This is a genomic window from Mucilaginibacter sp., from assembly GCF_965277465.1.
Lineage (GTDB): Bacteria > Bacteroidota > Bacteroidia > Sphingobacteriales > Sphingobacteriaceae > Mucilaginibacter.
On record NZ_CBDICW010000001.1, the window covers coordinates 1,941,838 to 1,957,431 of the forward strand.

At 35.3% G+C, this 15,594-nt stretch carries 12 protein-coding genes; 9 read left to right on the plus strand and 3 right to left on the minus strand.

The genetic code is table 11. The features are described 5' to 3' along the window. Positions 1–16 precede the first annotated feature (16 nt). Positions 17–931 (minus strand): hypothetical protein, encoded by a 915-nt coding sequence (locus ACQY4U_RS08860; protein WP_428329033.1) that lies wholly within the window; start codon positions 929–931, stop codon positions 17–19. A 174-nt stretch (positions 932–1,105) separates the two neighbouring features. On the opposite strand from ACQY4U_RS08860, the gene ACQY4U_RS08865 reads away from it, so the two are divergent. The 4 genes from ACQY4U_RS08865 to ACQY4U_RS08880 all read left to right on the plus strand — a co-directional run bounded on the left by ACQY4U_RS08865 (position 1,106) and on the right by ACQY4U_RS08880 (position 4,249). Beyond that, a complete protein-coding gene (locus tag ACQY4U_RS08865) occupies positions 1,106–1,420 on the plus strand; it encodes a hypothetical protein (RefSeq protein ID WP_428329034.1) in 315 nt (104 codons plus the stop codon). Positions 1,421–1,544: 124 nt separating this feature from the next. After that, positions 1,545–2,729 (plus strand): terminase large subunit domain-containing protein, encoded by a 1,185-nt coding sequence (locus ACQY4U_RS08870; RefSeq protein WP_428329035.1) that lies wholly within the window; start codon positions 1,545–1,547, stop codon positions 2,727–2,729. Positions 2,730–2,742: 13 nt separating this feature from the next. Beyond that, positions 2,743–3,399, plus strand: a complete 657-nt coding sequence (locus ACQY4U_RS08875) for a hypothetical protein (protein WP_428329036.1) — start codon at positions 2,743–2,745, stop codon at positions 3,397–3,399. Between the two features lie 238 nt (positions 3,400–3,637). Beyond that, complete coding sequence (locus tag ACQY4U_RS08880) at positions 3,638–4,249, plus strand: hypothetical protein (RefSeq protein ID WP_428329037.1); 612 nt, start codon at positions 3,638–3,640, stop codon at positions 4,247–4,249. Here ACQY4U_RS08880 and ACQY4U_RS08885 read toward each other — a convergent pair whose 3' ends face one another. Then, a complete protein-coding gene (locus ACQY4U_RS08885; protein ID WP_428329038.1) occupies positions 4,250–5,140 on the minus strand; it encodes a hypothetical protein in 891 nt (296 codons plus the stop codon). It lies immediately after the preceding gene. A gap of 27 nt (positions 5,141–5,167) precedes the next feature. Between ACQY4U_RS08885 and ACQY4U_RS08890 the strand changes: the two genes are divergently transcribed. The 4 genes from ACQY4U_RS08890 to ACQY4U_RS08905 all read left to right on the plus strand — a co-directional run bounded on the left by ACQY4U_RS08890 (position 5,168) and on the right by ACQY4U_RS08905 (position 14,489). Further along, a complete protein-coding gene (locus ACQY4U_RS08890) occupies positions 5,168–6,418 on the plus strand; it encodes a hypothetical protein (RefSeq protein ID WP_428329039.1) in 1,251 nt (416 codons plus the stop codon). Between the two features lie 33 nt (positions 6,419–6,451). Continuing rightward, positions 6,452–8,554: a hypothetical protein gene (locus ACQY4U_RS08895; protein WP_428329040.1), complete on the plus strand. Its 2,103-nt coding sequence runs from the start codon at positions 6,452–6,454 to the stop codon at positions 8,552–8,554. 91 nt (positions 8,555–8,645) lie between these two features. After that, positions 8,646–11,687, plus strand: coding sequence for a DUF5977 domain-containing protein (locus ACQY4U_RS08900; RefSeq protein WP_428329041.1), 3,042 nt, complete (start codon positions 8,646–8,648; stop codon positions 11,685–11,687). A gap of 87 nt (positions 11,688–11,774) precedes the next feature. Further along, on the plus strand, positions 11,775–14,489 hold the full coding sequence (locus ACQY4U_RS08905; RefSeq protein WP_428329042.1) for a hypothetical protein: 2,715 nt from the start codon (positions 11,775–11,777) through the stop codon (positions 14,487–14,489). 22 nt (positions 14,490–14,511) lie between these two features. On the opposite strand, the gene ACQY4U_RS08910 is transcribed toward ACQY4U_RS08905, so the two are convergent. Next, positions 14,512–14,706, minus strand: coding sequence for a hypothetical protein (locus ACQY4U_RS08910; protein WP_428329043.1), 195 nt, complete (start codon positions 14,704–14,706; stop codon positions 14,512–14,514). Positions 14,707–14,977: 271 nt separating this feature from the next. On the opposite strand from ACQY4U_RS08910, the gene ACQY4U_RS08915 reads away from it, so the two are divergent. Further along, positions 14,978–15,553: an XkdF-like putative serine protease domain-containing protein gene (locus ACQY4U_RS08915; protein ID WP_428329044.1), complete on the plus strand. Its 576-nt coding sequence runs from the start codon at positions 14,978–14,980 to the stop codon at positions 15,551–15,553. The last annotated feature ends 41 nt before the right edge of the window (positions 15,554–15,594 follow it).

A 15,594-nucleotide genomic window follows, 5' to 3' on the forward strand; every position in this document is an offset into this window, starting at 1 on the left:
AAAGAAAGCAAAATTCTCAATAAGTTAAAATTTTACGATTTTCTTTTTTCTCAATGTATTTTATCGCTTCCAGAAATTTATCTTGAACTTCTGTACTTAATTGAAAAGAAGAAATACCATTTGTCAGTCTAAATTGTGAAAATTCTCGGAAAATTTGAACTCCTTTCAACAATTCATCATCATAAAATACTTCTTTCATAACGTATGTATCTTCATTAAATCCAACATTCTCATCAATAGGAATCATTACTGTTATAAATGAATTAGGTAATAAGTCTATACCTGCGGAAGGCGGCGAATCAGAATGTATTGTATTGTTCCGGACATTCCAAAAAGTCAGAATAACCTTTCTTACATAAGCATTTCTTTTACCGCCATTTGTAATGGTTGATGTTATAGTTCTTATCGCTTTATTTTTAATCGTATCAATTTTATATTGAGAAAAGATGAAAATAGGCTTATTTTCATTCTGCTGTTCTTCATAAATAATTTGTGCCCGGTTTAATTGATTTTCAGCTATTAAAGTCTGTTTTTTGAAGTACCTTAATTGCTCGATACCAGTCAGTGTTTGATTTTTAAAATATCCTAACTGTTCTCTGTTAATTGTATCCTGATGTTTATTTAAAGAATCTTGATGTATTTTATCCACTCTTGCAGTTGAATCTGATTGTGAATCTTTTTTAATTATATGGGCAAATTGTTTTTGATTTAATTTATCTTGATTTTTATATTCCGCTAAAGTGGATTTCGAGAATTTGTAACTTAAAATCAAAGAAATAGCACCAATTATTGTTGCAGCCAAATATCCAAAAAATGTTATAGAAGCTAAATTTCTATTATACCAACTTACTTTTCGTGGTTTAGATTTTTGCTTCTGAACATCATTTATCCTTTCTTCTAATTCTATTATTTTCTTTTCTAATGCATTCATAATATGTGACTAATTAGGTCAGGTTGAAACTAATTATAAATGTAATACTTCATAATTATACTAATTTTTTTAGTTATTAACATTGGTAATTAGTTAACACTTTAAAGTAATAACCTCACTCTTTTTTATCGCACATATATCTTATTACCTATTCAAATAGAATAATTAAAGAATATGCCGTTTGAAAAAGGGAAGCCAAAAACCGGGGGTAGATTACCGGGGGTTAAAAATAAATCTACAGCAGAGATTAGAGAAGCGATACAAAAAGTATTAGCTGATAAGGTTGATGAATTGGCTGATGACTTAGCATCTATGAATGAGTTTAAGCAGTGGACTATTTTAAACGCTGTAGCTAAGTATGTATTACCAACATTAGCGAAGAATGAAGACACCGTTGAATATTCAGGTGAAATTAAAATAACAGTAAGCTTTTCAGATGGTGATATAGCCACTGATTACCCGACCGGGGATTATAATAGCGAAGAATAAAACCACTTCGTTAACCCTTTTAGGGTACACAGGTTGATATGTTACCAACCAAAAATATGCCTTAAACATACTTTAAAGGCTGTTTTTTGAAGGTAGGTGTCAAAATGATGAATGAAAATACACTTTGAACGTTAATTTAACTTTACCGAAACCACATTCAGGGCAACAACAAGTACTAAATTCTAAAGCCAGATTTAAGGTTTTACTATGTGGCCGAAGGTGGGGCAAATCATTGATAAGTCAGATAATATCTGTCTTGGGTATTATCAATGGCAAACAGATTGCCTATGTGACCCCGACCTATCAACTTAGTAAAATCTTCTTTCAGGACGTTCTAAAGTTGATACCTTTTAAACTGATTAAGTCAGCTAACAAGACAGATTTAATTATTGAATTAATTACTGGTGGTACGCTATCATTTTTAACAGGTGAACGACTTGATAACTTTAGAGGGCGCAAGTTTCATACCGTTATCATTGATGAAGCAGCGTACATACCAGACTTAGAATCCGCTTGGTTAAACAGCATCAGACCAACACTGACAGACTATAAAGGTAATGCCCTGTTCATTAGTACACCCCGTGGTAAAAACTATTTCTACGCCCTTTATAATAAGGGATTAAATAAAGAAGACGGCTATGAATCATTCCATTTCACCAGTTATGATAACCCGCACATTGCTAAAAGTGAAATAGATGCAGCAGCATTAGAACTACCTGATGCAGCGTTCAGACAGGAATACTTAGCTGAACCCGGAGAGAATAGTAATAACCCATTTGGGGTTGATAACATCCGGGATAATACCATTACGGAATTAAGCAGGAAAGAAACTAAGGTTATCGGTATTGACTTAGGTAAACATAATGACTACACTGTATTCATAGGATTAGATGAAGATGGTGCTATGACCTATTTTGACCGCTTTAAACAACCGTGGGCTTATACCATAGAAATGGTTAAAGCCCTGCCTTCATACTGTCTTAAAGCCGTTGATAGTACTGGTGTAGGTGATGCAGTGTTTGAACAGTTATCAACTACCTGCCAAAATATTACCGGGTTTAAATTCACTTCAACCAGTAAGCCCCAAATCGTTATGGAGTTGGTTAAGGATTTGTCATTAGGTAAGGTTAAAATGAATGAAGTAACAGCTAATGAAATGATGGTTTTTGAATATAAGATTCAACCATCAGGGCATATTAAATATGAAGCACAATCAGGGTTTCACGATGATACGGTTATGAGTTTGGCAATGGCTAACCATTACCTTAAACAAGCTGCACTATCAAACTATGCAGGTTGGCTATACTAAATAAGAACAACAAATGAATTACAAAGAAATATTACAGAAGTTACCCGGTACTTGGGCTGAACTTAAACTAAAAGATTATATAAAACTATCCCCGGTTATTCAGGAGCCAGAAGAAGACGTTTTACCAGACCCGGATATATTTACCAATCAGTACTTAACTGAGTTAGATAAGAATGTTCACATCATTAGTCTTTTAACTGATGTACCAGTTGAGGAAATTGAAAAGCTGACTATGGTTCAATTGGATGAAGCCGTTAACAAAATCAGCTTTATAAGTACGGCACCTGAACAGGTTAAAACCCAAATAAAATATAAGCAGTTTTCAGAACTATCTTACGATAACTTCATAACGTTTCAGAAGCTAAGTTTAGATTTTACACCTGAAAAGATTTTATCATCAGCTATCAACAACCTGCCATTAATGTTATCAGTGTTCAGTAAGGATAACCTTAAAGAAGACTACTTTTTAGAACTATCTATTCCAGAAATTATAACAGGTTTTTTTTTTGTCAATCTGAACATACAAAAGTATTTGAAACGTTTGGTGACTTCTTCATACAAGCAACTGATGAAGGCTCAGATACAAACAGGGAAGCGGATATTGACCCGATATTGGCAGAATCACAATCCATTGAAAAAGAGTTCAACCAGAATTGGAACTACTGGTTAATTGCTAATCAGGTATCCGATTTCACCAAACAAACCTTTTGGCAAGTGTTAGAAGATAACGTTATGGCAGTGCTAACTATTGCAACATTATTGAAGCAGCAGGTAACCGTCATAGAAAATCGTAATGGTAAAATCAGTTCCTAAAGGGTTAAGAACCTATAACAGTTAAAGTCAGTAAAACAATTATAAACCGGGGTTTAAACGGTAAATCAGCTTTAAACCCTTTTTAACCTTTTTGGATGGCAACACTATCACAAGCTAATGCAGCAGCCCTTGATTCTTTGGGTGTAAATAAGAACAAATTTACTTCTGCTTTGTCGGCAGCAGAAGATGCTTGTGCCCAATTTATTAAACGGATTCAAGCAAATATTCAAGCTATCCCGGACTTTGTTAACACCGGGGCTATTGAGAACCTAACAGTAGAGTCTTCTGGTGATGAAATACACATTAAAGGTTCAGGTCATATCCTATGGCAAAACTACGGTGTTAATGGTGTGAAGGTTCAAGTGTATGATACGGTTTACCAGTACAAAGATAAAAGACCCCCGGTAGAAATTTTCTTGGCTTGGATTCAATCTAAGAATATAAGTATGGTTCACAATCCAAAATACTACGGTAACCCTTCACCATTTAAAGAAGTTAACGAAGAAAAAGACCAATTGAAGCTTGCTTGGGCTATGGCTACAAAGGTTTACAATGAAGGTTTTAAACCCCGACCTATCAAGTGGGATGAAGAAAAGGAAAAGCTAAAGCAGGACTTAATAAAGAATGCTAAGGGCTTTGTTATAGGCAAGTTGAAGACTGAGATTTATAATAAAGAGGGCAACAATATTGAAAGTAAGGGTAAGTGATTATCTAAAAGAATATTTAATTATGTCTTTATTAGGGTAAACTTCGACATTATCGTGCGCCCTATTATAAAAAAAAACGTAATTGGATGATTTACCGATAAAGAAAAAATTTCGATTCGAAGTGATAGTGTCAATTTTATTGTCTGGAGTTTTCAACAAAAAATAATCAGATTTTAATTTGTCTTTTAGTGCTATTTCGATTGGTCTTGAGTAATATTCATATTTTAAGCTTGCTTTAAGTAGCCCTTGCAATATTGGTAAATAAATTAAGAAAATTATTCCTATTAAATAAATACCAATTGCTTGTGTAGATTTTAAAGTGTATTCTTTTTTAATTTCAATTAACTCCTTTTCAATATAAAACAAAAGTGGAACAATGCTTACAGCAATTAAAACTGTCAAGGATTCTGTACCTGAAAGCAAATGAGTAAAATAGGAAATTACACCAACTATAGCATATATTCCAGCAAAAAAAATAAAAAATTTGTAAACGTGTCTTTTTCTATTTTGTATTAATTCAGACATAAATTTATTATAGTCATTTTGGGGAATCACGTTACTAATAACCCTTAACGCAATATCTTTATATAAGATAGAAAGAATTATTAAAAGAATAACAGCACTCAAATTTTCGACAATTAAAGCTGCGATTTCTTTTAAATCCAAAAAATTGAATACATTAAATCTAAAGCAGGCATAATATACTTCTAAAGTTATAATCCCATACAATAAAGTACAGCCAGTCATAATTGATAAATATTCTGCAAAAGAAAATTTAAACTTTATTTCTTTTTTCTGAATTACTCTCTCTCCTAAATATATTATTTCATTAAAATTATTATTTTTTTCCATTGATTTAGGTTTTACCAAATATAATAATTCTCTATCCATTACCTATTACCCCTTAAAAAGTAGGTAATGATTTCATTTATAAAACAACCAAATAAGTACACCCCGGTAAATAATCCTGTTATATTTCAGATTCAATCTGATAATCCTTTAATTCAGTTTTTCAAAGTAACCATAACCGATAATTTAGGTAATATCATAGGTTCTTTAAGGCTTTTTACAACCCCGGATTACCTTACTGGTAGCTTTACCGACCTTTCAACTATCCTTTCAAATACGGTAAACTATCAGCTTTTACCATCAGCTAATTTAGTTGACTATACCCCCAATATTTTACAGGCTTACCAATTAACTGTTACAGAAAAAATTTATTCTAACGGTATTATCGTTGATGGTACAACCTCAACTACTGGCTTGTTTTATGTTTGGAACGGCTTAGTTGATAAAGTATCATTCAGTTCATTTGATTATCACAACTATGTTTTAACCACAGGTAACACTGCTAACTTCTTAACCAATAAACCACCAATTTCAACGATGTATTTAACATCATCCGAATATTTATACTTTTTAAATGATGGTCGGTCAGGTAACGTAAACTTAAACTTTTACGGTGCAGGTAATACTTTAGTAGGTAGTCATCAACTTGCTATTTCAGGTAGTACATCTGGTGCAACCAGAATTGATATAAGCCCGGCAGCCATTACCAATACCTTTGGAAGCAGCTTTGCCAATTCTATAGGTAGAGAATTTGGAAGTATGTTCACTTCGCCTTTTGGTACAAATTACAGTCTGAGCAGTGCCAATTATTTTACCGTTAACCTAACTGATGTATCAGGTAATTCTAAGAGTGTTGTAAGAACTTATGTGCTAAAGAATACATCTTGTAAGAATACCCCTGTTCAAATTGTATTCGGTAATCAGTTAGGGGGCTATGATAGTTTTATGTTTTTCAACCCCCGTGAAACTTTAGATGTGGTGAAAACTTCAATTACAGATAACCCGTTTTCAATTAACATTGGGGGCATTTATACTGATAATAACAACTCAGTCTTTAATGAAGAAAATACCACCATCAATGTTAACGCTACATCCACTTATAAGGTCATTACAGACGCTCTAAGGGACGAAGAAGTTAGATTCCTAAAGGAGTTGGTTAAAAGTCAAAAGGTCTATATAAGGCTTCTAAATGGTATGTTTTACCCTGTAACTGTAACCAATTTAAACTTTCCTGTTCAGCAGAAAAAATATACAACTTCATTATTAAGACTTGAACTTGTATTCACAATGAGGGACACCGGGATTAATATGAATTATTAATAACCTCTACCTATTTCCTAAGAAAATAGATAAATGGATATTACTTCTTTCAATAGTCAAATCAGTTCTGGTATAACTAACCAGACACTACCCAATACAATATTACCTGCAACTGTAGGTAACGCATTTACTACGCTTGCCACAATGACAAAATCGGCAATCGAATCATTACCATCAGGTATTACGGTTACCACTTTAAAGAATTGGGGTTTTAGTTCTGGTGATACTTTATTTGATGCCCGATATGACACCAGATATTTGTCAATCAATTCTGGTAGTTCAATCAATATTGTAGCAAAGAAGATTCCGACAAACAGAAATTTATTTGACTATTCAGCAGTTCAAACACCTGCTTTTATTAATTATACTGATGGTTCAATAGTTTCAGGCGCATCTGCGCCTGGTTCAGTAATTTCTGATTACATACCTGTAACAGCAGGGTTATCTTATTATATTTCTGGCAGGGTAGCCAGTCCGGGTACAAACGGTTTAGCCTTTTACGATGTTAACAAAAACCTAATTACCCCTGCTTCACAGGGTGCCAATTGGGGTTCTGGTTCACTTAATGGTGTTTATGTTGCGCCTTCTGGTTCAACCTACGTAAGATTTACTACTCAGTTTCAAAATTCAACCCAAAGCGGTGTAATTCAATTTGAACAAGGTACTTCTGCAACTGCCTATATTGCCTATAGCGGATTAACCACAATAGGTACTATTAATGGCTCAGCCTTTGGTGTTGATTTTTCACCCGTTACGGCTTCATTAAATACATCAATTGCAGCAGTTAATACATCAGTTGCAGCAGTTGATAACAAAATTTCCATCCATCAGGATAACGCTAACTACGGTTTTGCAACGATTCCTGCCAGTTCATCTTGGTACAATGATGCAACATCTGCAATTGTAGCTGAAACAGACCCTTATCTAACCACTTTAAAAATAACCAACAGTGTAGTATTTGCTTCTGGTCAGACGTTAGCAGCCAACAGCAGATATTTATACTACAAATACAATTACGGTAATGTCATTGATGGTAATTACATTCAGGTTGCCTTTTTCGTTAAAACGGCTGACATAACTAAGTTTACTAACCTTTATGCCAACAATGCCAATGCCTACGTTTACAATGCTTCGGGCTTTACAGCAGTTAACCCAATTGCAACTGGTCAGACCCTTGTTTCAAGTGGTAGCACTTACGGGATTTGGGAAATAAGAAAGACACTTTTAGCACCATCAACAGGTAATAACACTGGTGTGTACATTGGTGCCAATTTTGCAACAGCAGCACAGGATGCAGTAACGATTAGCGGGTTTTATTCTTACTTATCAAGCGGTGGTACACCTGTAACAACAGTGTTTCCTGATGTTTATAAGGCTATCAACAACCTGTCAGCAAATAATGCTCAGTATGTAAAATCAAGATGGTTTGGTAAAACTATCGTTTGGATGGGTACTTCTATCCCGGCGGGTTATCCTACAGGAATACCAAATTCATATCCGAATTTGGCAGCAGCAAGGTTAGGGGCAAATATCATCAACGTAGCACAGCCTTCAAGCTTAATGCGAATTGCATTAAGTAACGGTTCAGCATTACCGTCTAACTTTGATATAGTAAGTTTTGGCAAGACAGAAGCGGAATATGCAACAGCCTATCCTTCAAATCCTGCCTACCAGTTGCAAAGTTATGAAGCTAAAATGTTAGGTAATCTGAGTGCAGATTTATTTGTTTTTGACTTTGGTTACAATGACTATTCAGTTGATTCAAGCAACTTTGCAACGTTACCATCAAACGTACAGGATAGAACAACCTTCATAGGTGCTTTTATCTACTGTCTGTTTAAACTTTATCAAGCTAAACCTAAAGCAACGGTTGCTATTTTTGGTCACTATGAAAATCAGGAAAGACCATTGATAGCTACTGCTCAACAGTTAGTTGCTTCTTACTTCTCTGTTCCTATTTTTAAGACTTGGGAAAATACAGGTTGGAACAATCAGATAGTTCCGGGTTCAAGTCCTTCAATAACTGTTAAAAATAGTTGGTTAACGGATGGCATACACCCAAACACGGATACAACCGGGGCTGCAACTTTAAAATTAAGTTATTTGGCACAAACGTTTTTAGAAAACATATTTTAAAACAAGGGGCTTGAATTTTCAAGCCTTTTGTTTTTAGCTTATTGTGCATCAGATTTTCCGGTGTTGAAGCCTATTACCTTCTTAAAAAAGGATGTTCAACAACGATTACTACGAAATATATTTAATTGATTCTACCACTGGTTCAACCGGGAATTACGCCAAACTTGATTGTGAAGGAATAGATTTTAGTTCTACATTTCAGGTAGCAGACCTTGCTGATATATCAACCCGCAAAGCAGCCATTTCAAAGACCATAAGCTTTAAGGCAACTAAGAATAACAATGTAATTTTTGGCAATTTATCCAACCTGAACAGGTATGTTGATGATTCCGTTAACTTATCTTTTTACTTCAATTTTGATATTACACAGGATATTGATTGCATTGTACTTGAAAACAAGGTTCAGATTTTTAAGGGCAAGCTTCAATTTATTTCTTCAAACCGGGATTCATCAGGTAACATCACCTATGAATGCTACATCAAAAATTACATAGCTGATTTCTTTTATATCATCAATGATAAATTAATATCTGATTTAAACTTTTCCGGGTTCAGCCATACTTACAATATCCAAAATATTGTAAACAGTTGGTCTAACATTTATACCAAAAATGGGGTGAGCATTACAGGTAATACAGGTGATGGTTTTGTTTATTCAATGATTGATTACGGGGCTAATATAGCTAATGATACTTCGTTTGATAACCAGATAGATTACCGGAATTTCAGACCTTCTTTTTATCTGAAAGAGTACTTTAATGCCTTGTTCACACAAACGGGGTTAACCGGGAACTATAGTTACACCGTTACAGGTTCAACCGCTTTTATGGATGAATTTAATAAGCTTATTGTTCCCAATAATGATTCTGATTTTAGTTTTGCTCAGGCACCATCTATCATATTTGAGGTTAACAGAAACACTACACCCGTTCAGTACAACGGGAACAATCAAACCTATAGAGATAACACCAACCACCGCACCGAATACAACAATTTAATAGGGTTTAATAATGTGCTAACCGGGGCTACTGGTCAGACATTGATAAACCCGGCATTGGTCAATGGTAATCGTATCGTTTTTAATAAAACTATCAACACTACGGTAAGCGCACAGATAACATTTTCATCTGCTCAATTTTCAGGTACAGATGCCCAAATTAGTTTTCAATGTTTGTATAGAACCAGTAGCACCGGGCAATTCAATAACATAGGTCAGATTGTTACTAATTACAATTCGGTCACAGGCGGGGCTATTCAATACAACCCTGCCATTACCAGTAATTTAGTTTTAACTAATCAATTTGATGCAGGTGGTGAAATGGCTTTTGTCCTTTATATTGATGGTCACGTACCCGAAGGCATATCGGTAAACTATAATCTGGTTGATGTTAAAATTGGTAGCCAGTTGAATAGTTCACAGGTAACAGTAGGTTTAAATGATGTGGCTGTTTTGGTAGGTCAGAACACACAGATAATTAAGCAGGTAGATTTCCTAAAATCGGTGATTCAGATGTTTAACCTGTATGTTTACCCCGACCCGGATAACCCCAAACATATTATTTTTACCCCTTATAATGACTATTATTCAAAGTTCAACGCTAATACTATTGTTAAGAATGCGATAAACTGGACTAATAAAATTGATAATGCATCAACGTTTAAACAAACCCCTGTATCAGATATTTTTAACCTGTATACCTTCAATTTTAAAGATGATACCGATTATTACAGCAAGTATTACAAAGATAAATATGGTGTAACGTATGGTAATTTAACGCTGACAGGTACAACTAATGGTCAGGATAAAAGTATTGACCTGATTTTTGGTTCAACGCCTGTTCCTTTTTATAACGGGCGAAGCGTTCCTAATTTGTGGGAATTGGATACCAACAATTTGAAGAAGCAGAAGGTAACTGTACCCCGGTTATTATTTTATAATGGGTTACAAAATTGCCCCAACTATGAAATTGGTATTGTTTCATTAAGTGCAGCAACACAGCAGTATTACTTTTCACATATTGATAGCGGTAATACAGCCAGTTATACATTTAGCCAGTATGCACAGGCTAATGAATTTAGTTTATCAGCACAATATGAATTTGTTGATTTAACTTTTGGTAACCCCCTTGAAGTATTTTATACATCAGGTGGTGTACTGTTAAATTATGGCTCAGGTAAAAAAACTTTATATGATAGATATTATTCAAATCAGATAGCAGAACTAACGGATAGTAACACCCGGATTATTGAACTAACAGCCTACTTAAATGAAGTGGATATTCAAAATTTGGATTTTAGAACCCCGGTTTATTTTAATTCAGTTTTAGGTCAAAATTATTTTAAGATATTGAAGGTTGAGTATTCAAACAGTCAGTCACCGTCAACAATAACTTTACAAACTGCCTATTTAAATGATAGCAATACTCCGTTTTCAGGGTATTATAATTCAACGTATGCAGCCTTCATTCAAAAAAATAATTGTGGTTCAGGTTATACTGGTGAAGCCTCTTATTACTTAATTCCATCAGGAAAATATGTATCACAGATTTCACAAGCTAATGCTGATGCAATGGCAGTTAATGAGGCTGCAACATCAGGGCAAACATTTGCTAATGCTAACGGTATTTGCGTTAATACAGGGGTTACTTTCAACTTAGGATTTGCTATTACACCAACACAGGCTTCAACCACTACGCCCCGTGGTAATTATTGTACAAACACTGGTACTTTAAATACTGGTTCAACCATATTTGGATTTTCGGGTAATGTTCCAGTAAGAAATATCAGTTCTTATTACGCCAACAGTACCTACTATTATCTGACTGATACGTCTTCAACAATTGTGAGTTCCGGTACAACTGCAAGTTTATCCGGTATGACCTATGATGCCTATTTTGTTGAAGGCTCAACCAAAACATTAACCTGTTCTTCTGCTAATGATGGTTCAGGCACCTATGTAAATTATAAGATAAGCGACCCGCACCCTGTAATCAATACCATAGTAAAAGACAGTACCGGCACCAGTTATGTAGCTGATGGTTTTTATTCAGATGGTACTAATTCTTATAGTGTTACTGGCGGTGTGATTACTGGTAGTTACACCTGTAGCAGGAGCCCGGTGATAATATCTTAACCTTACCACTTACCCAATTGAAAAGCTATCTAATCAGGTAGCTTTTTCTTTTTGAATTTCACCTATTACCTCTTAAAAAAGGTAAAGATGGCAAGCAATGACGAAGATAAAATATTAATAAATGTAGGGCTTAATACCTCAGAAGCAGAACAGGGAATCACCGCATTAGGTAAAAAAATTGAATCTGTCAGTAATCAGAATTTAGGCACAACCAATGTTCAATCCTATAAATTACAGATAAGGGAACTAACGGCTGAACTTCAAAAAATTGAACAGGTACAAGGTAGAAATTCACAAGCTTTTAGGGACGGCGCAAAAGAATTAGGTAGATTAAAGTTAGCAGCCTTAGATTTTAAACAATCTATTGAAGCAGCTAACCCGGCTTTAGGTCGTTTTGGTTCATTGATTCCTATAGCAAGGGGCGCAGCCGTAGCTATGACCGGGGTTGCCGGGGCTATGGGTTTATTTGGTATAAAAGGGGCTAAGGCAGAAGAAGTAATGCTTCGCCTTCAAAGCGTATTAGCATTATCCCACGCATTAAGCGGTATTCACGAAATAACCAACGGTTACCGCTCATTTGTATCAATGTTAGGCTTAACATCAGCAGCAGCAGCTAAGGTTGTTGTTGCAACGGATGCACAGGTTGTTTCATCAGAAGCGGTAACTGAAAGTTTAACTGCTCAACAGGTTGCAGAGGATAAATTAGCGGTAGCGAAAATTGCAGCAGCAGAAGCTACCATTGAAGCGGAAACAGCCTTAAATGCGGTTAAGGCAGAAGGTTTAGATGCTACTGTAGCAACTACAGTTGGAGAACAAGCATTTTTAGAAACAGCAGCAGCCAAAGTAACAGCGTTACAAGCTTTAACAGCAGCGCAAGCGGAATATGATGCAGCCTTAGCAGCAGGAACGGAAGGTTCAGCAGCAGCCAGTGAAGCTAATATTGCACAGGTTGCAACTACAGAAGCAGTAACAGTTGCAGAAGAAGGTGCTACTGGTGCTTCAATCGGCTTAAAGGCTGCATTATGGTCAATAGGTATTGGTTTAATCATTACAGCTTTAGCTTATCTGGTATCCAATTGGGATAAAGTTACAGCAGCCGTTGAAAGGCTGTTCCCTGCTTTAAAAAACACTGGCACCGTATTCAAGGAGTTTTCACAAATCATTTCCGGGGTTGGTTTATCTGTTATTAAATTTTTGAAAATACCCATTGATGAAGTTGTAACAGGTATAAAAGTATTGATTGATGTACTAAAAGGAGATTTCAAGGCAGCAGCAGCAGATTTTAAGGATGGTTTAAAGCAAATAGCAGATGATGCTAACGTTATAGCCAACTTTAAAGAAGGTGCAGCAGAAAAAGCAGCTTCACAAGCCGAAGATGAAAGAAAAATCAGGGTTCAGAAAGAAGTTGATGCCAATGAAAGAATCATCAAGGAAAGAAAAGCATTAGGACAGGATACCTATGCCTTAGAAATTAAAAATCAACAGCTTAAAAATACCTTATTAGATAAAGATGCTGATGATTACCAGAAGAAATTGGCAGATGGTGAATCAGAAATTACAGTACTACAAAATACTGAGATAAAGAAAAGGGCAGACGAAGCCGAAAAGGTTAAAAAAGCAGCCAAACAGAAAGCAGATGCTTTAAGGAAGGCTGATTTGGACAAGCTTAAATCAGGTGAAGATGAAGCAGCCAAAGTACTTAACGAAGGTAGACGAAGCCAAAGAGATATTGAATTGGCTGATGCAGATTTCAAGTATAATAAACTGATTGCCATAGCTAAGAAGTACGGAAAAGATGCTTCTGATTTAGAAGAAGCTTTGGGTATAACAAAAAGCAGAATAAATAAAAAATATGCTGATGAAGTTAAGGCATACCTTGAAAAAAGTGATGATGATACCTTAAATGAGTTTGAAAAGAAGCGTAAGCAAATATTAAAAGAAGCTGATGCAGTCTTGAAAAATGCTAACCCTGATGAATCAGAAGCTATCAATGCAAGCCGGGACTATCAGTTGAACCGTAGTTATAAGGAAGAAGGTTTATCTAATGCAACCAGTGCAGCCAATGTAGGGGTAACTAATACTGAAAATGCAAACCGTGCCGGGGCTGATGGTAAAGATTCTGCTCAGACAGTTTTCAACAAGGAAGAAGCAATCAGGAAAGCGAAGTTAGCAGCCCTTAAAGCACAATATGCACAGGAACAGTTCTTAGCAGCAGGGAACGCTACTAAGTTAGCTGAAATTGAAGCCAACTATCAGAAAGCTTCAAAAGATTCAGATGATGAAGGTGCTAAAGCCCGCATAGCATTAGCAGAAGCAGAAAAGGAAGCCAAATTAGCAACTTATGATGAAGTATCACAGGGTTTACAGGCAGCAGCAGATATTGCCGGGAAAAATACAGTAGCAGGTAAAGCTTTGGCTGTAGCCTCTGCTACAATTTCAACTTATTTATCAGCACAAAAAGCTTATGAATCACAGTTCTTGCCCGTGCCGGATTTAACTTCACCTGTAAGGGGTGCATTAGCAGCCGGGGTTGCTGTAGCTTCTGGTTTAGCAAATATTAAAACTATTTTATCTGTTAAAGTACCGGGTGCTTCTTCATCAGCAGGTGTTACACCTTCTTATTCTGCACCTACTATCAACAGTACTGTTTTAAATGCTGCACAGCAAGGAATACAGAACGTTAACGTGTTAAATCATCCTGATACTACCAAACAACAGCCAATAAAGGCTTATGTAGTTGAAAAGGATATTTCAAGCGCACAGGATAGAGCAGCGTATTTAGATAGGCAATCAACTATTTAATAATAATTATTTGAACTAAAAACTACTTTTTGTATTCCTTGTAAACAGTAAATATTGAATAAGAAGTATTTCCACTTTCTAGTGAATTAAACATATTTGAAGAAACAATTTCAATTTCATTACTATTCATACCATCTAACCAGTACTCAAATAATGCATTGGTTAAAAATATGTCAGCATCACTTATTAAGTGATTTCTGTATTCAAAGTTTTTCATAATTTTTTTCTTAAAGTAGAGTTTGAAAAAAGTATTTTCTTCGTTTTAAAAATAACTTTTGTGCGCAATATTGGTTCTCAAAGATTTCTCCTTCAAAAGTGATAAAGAAAAAATGAAAAGCTGGTCTTTATTTTTTCTTTTCTTGCTAAAGCTGTTTTAATACTTGTGCAGCACTATATGTAAGATTACTCCGGTAGCGTAAAAAACTACCGGATTTTTTATTTGCAGGTAATTACCTATTACCCGGTTAATGAAACTACCATTAATCGAATTGAAAATTGATGAAGCTAATGAAAGCTTCGTATCAGCCATAGCACTTGTAGAAAATCCTGCCATTGAAAGTGACTTTATCGCTTTTTCAAAAATTGAATATTTTGCAGCTAATGATGAAAAGCAGGAGTTATTAGGTGCAGCAATGATACCTGATAAACCCATTTATCGTAACGGTGATAAAGGGGATTTCTATGCGGTATTTTCTAAGGATACCATCAGGCAGATAGCACAGGTTTTTGCCCAAAAAGGTTTATTCAACAACACCAACATTGAGCATACCATTATCCCGGCTGACAGCTATGTTTTTCAATCCATTACTGATGAAAGAATACCGTCACCCGCAGGTTTAGACCTGCCATTGGGTTCTTGGGTTGTAGGGGTTAAGGTCAATAATCCTACCGTTTGGCAAGCCATTAAAAAAGGACAAATCAAGGGTTTTTCAGTAGAAGGTATCTTTTCATTATTCCCAACAAATCAATTAAGTGACGGTGCATCAGCCATTGATGATTTAGAACTGTCACAAGCAATCAGAGAATTTAACGCTGCAATCGAAAGATTGAATAATAACGGGTAAAGGATTTATTCAACAGATAATCCTATTACCAGTAAAGAAGA

Coding starts and splice junctions, on each gene's coding strand:
- ACQY4U_RS08860 (WP_428329033.1), bottom strand. CDS start 931: ATGAATGCATTAGAAAAGAAAATAATAGAATTAGAAGAAAGGATAAAT.
- ACQY4U_RS08865 (WP_428329034.1), top strand. CDS start 1,106: ATGCCGTTTGAAAAAGGGAAGCCAAAAACCGGGGGTAGATTACCGGGG.
- ACQY4U_RS08875 (WP_428329036.1), top strand. CDS start 2,743: ATGAATTACAAAGAAATATTACAGAAGTTACCCGGTACTTGGGCTGAA.
- ACQY4U_RS08880 (WP_428329037.1), top strand. CDS start 3,638: ATGGCAACACTATCACAAGCTAATGCAGCAGCCCTTGATTCTTTGGGT.
- ACQY4U_RS08885 (WP_428329038.1), bottom strand. CDS start 5,140: ATGGATAGAGAATTATTATATTTGGTAAAACCTAAATCAATGGAAAAA.
- ACQY4U_RS08890 (WP_428329039.1), top strand. CDS start 5,168: ATGATTTCATTTATAAAACAACCAAATAAGTACACCCCGGTAAATAAT.
- ACQY4U_RS08895 (WP_428329040.1), top strand. CDS start 6,452: ATGGATATTACTTCTTTCAATAGTCAAATCAGTTCTGGTATAACTAAC.
- ACQY4U_RS08900 (WP_428329041.1), top strand. CDS start 8,646: ATGTTCAACAACGATTACTACGAAATATATTTAATTGATTCTACCACT.
- ACQY4U_RS08905 (WP_428329042.1), top strand. CDS start 11,775: ATGGCAAGCAATGACGAAGATAAAATATTAATAAATGTAGGGCTTAAT.
- ACQY4U_RS08910 (WP_428329043.1), bottom strand. CDS start 14,706: ATGAAAAACTTTGAATACAGAAATCACTTAATAAGTGATGCTGACATA.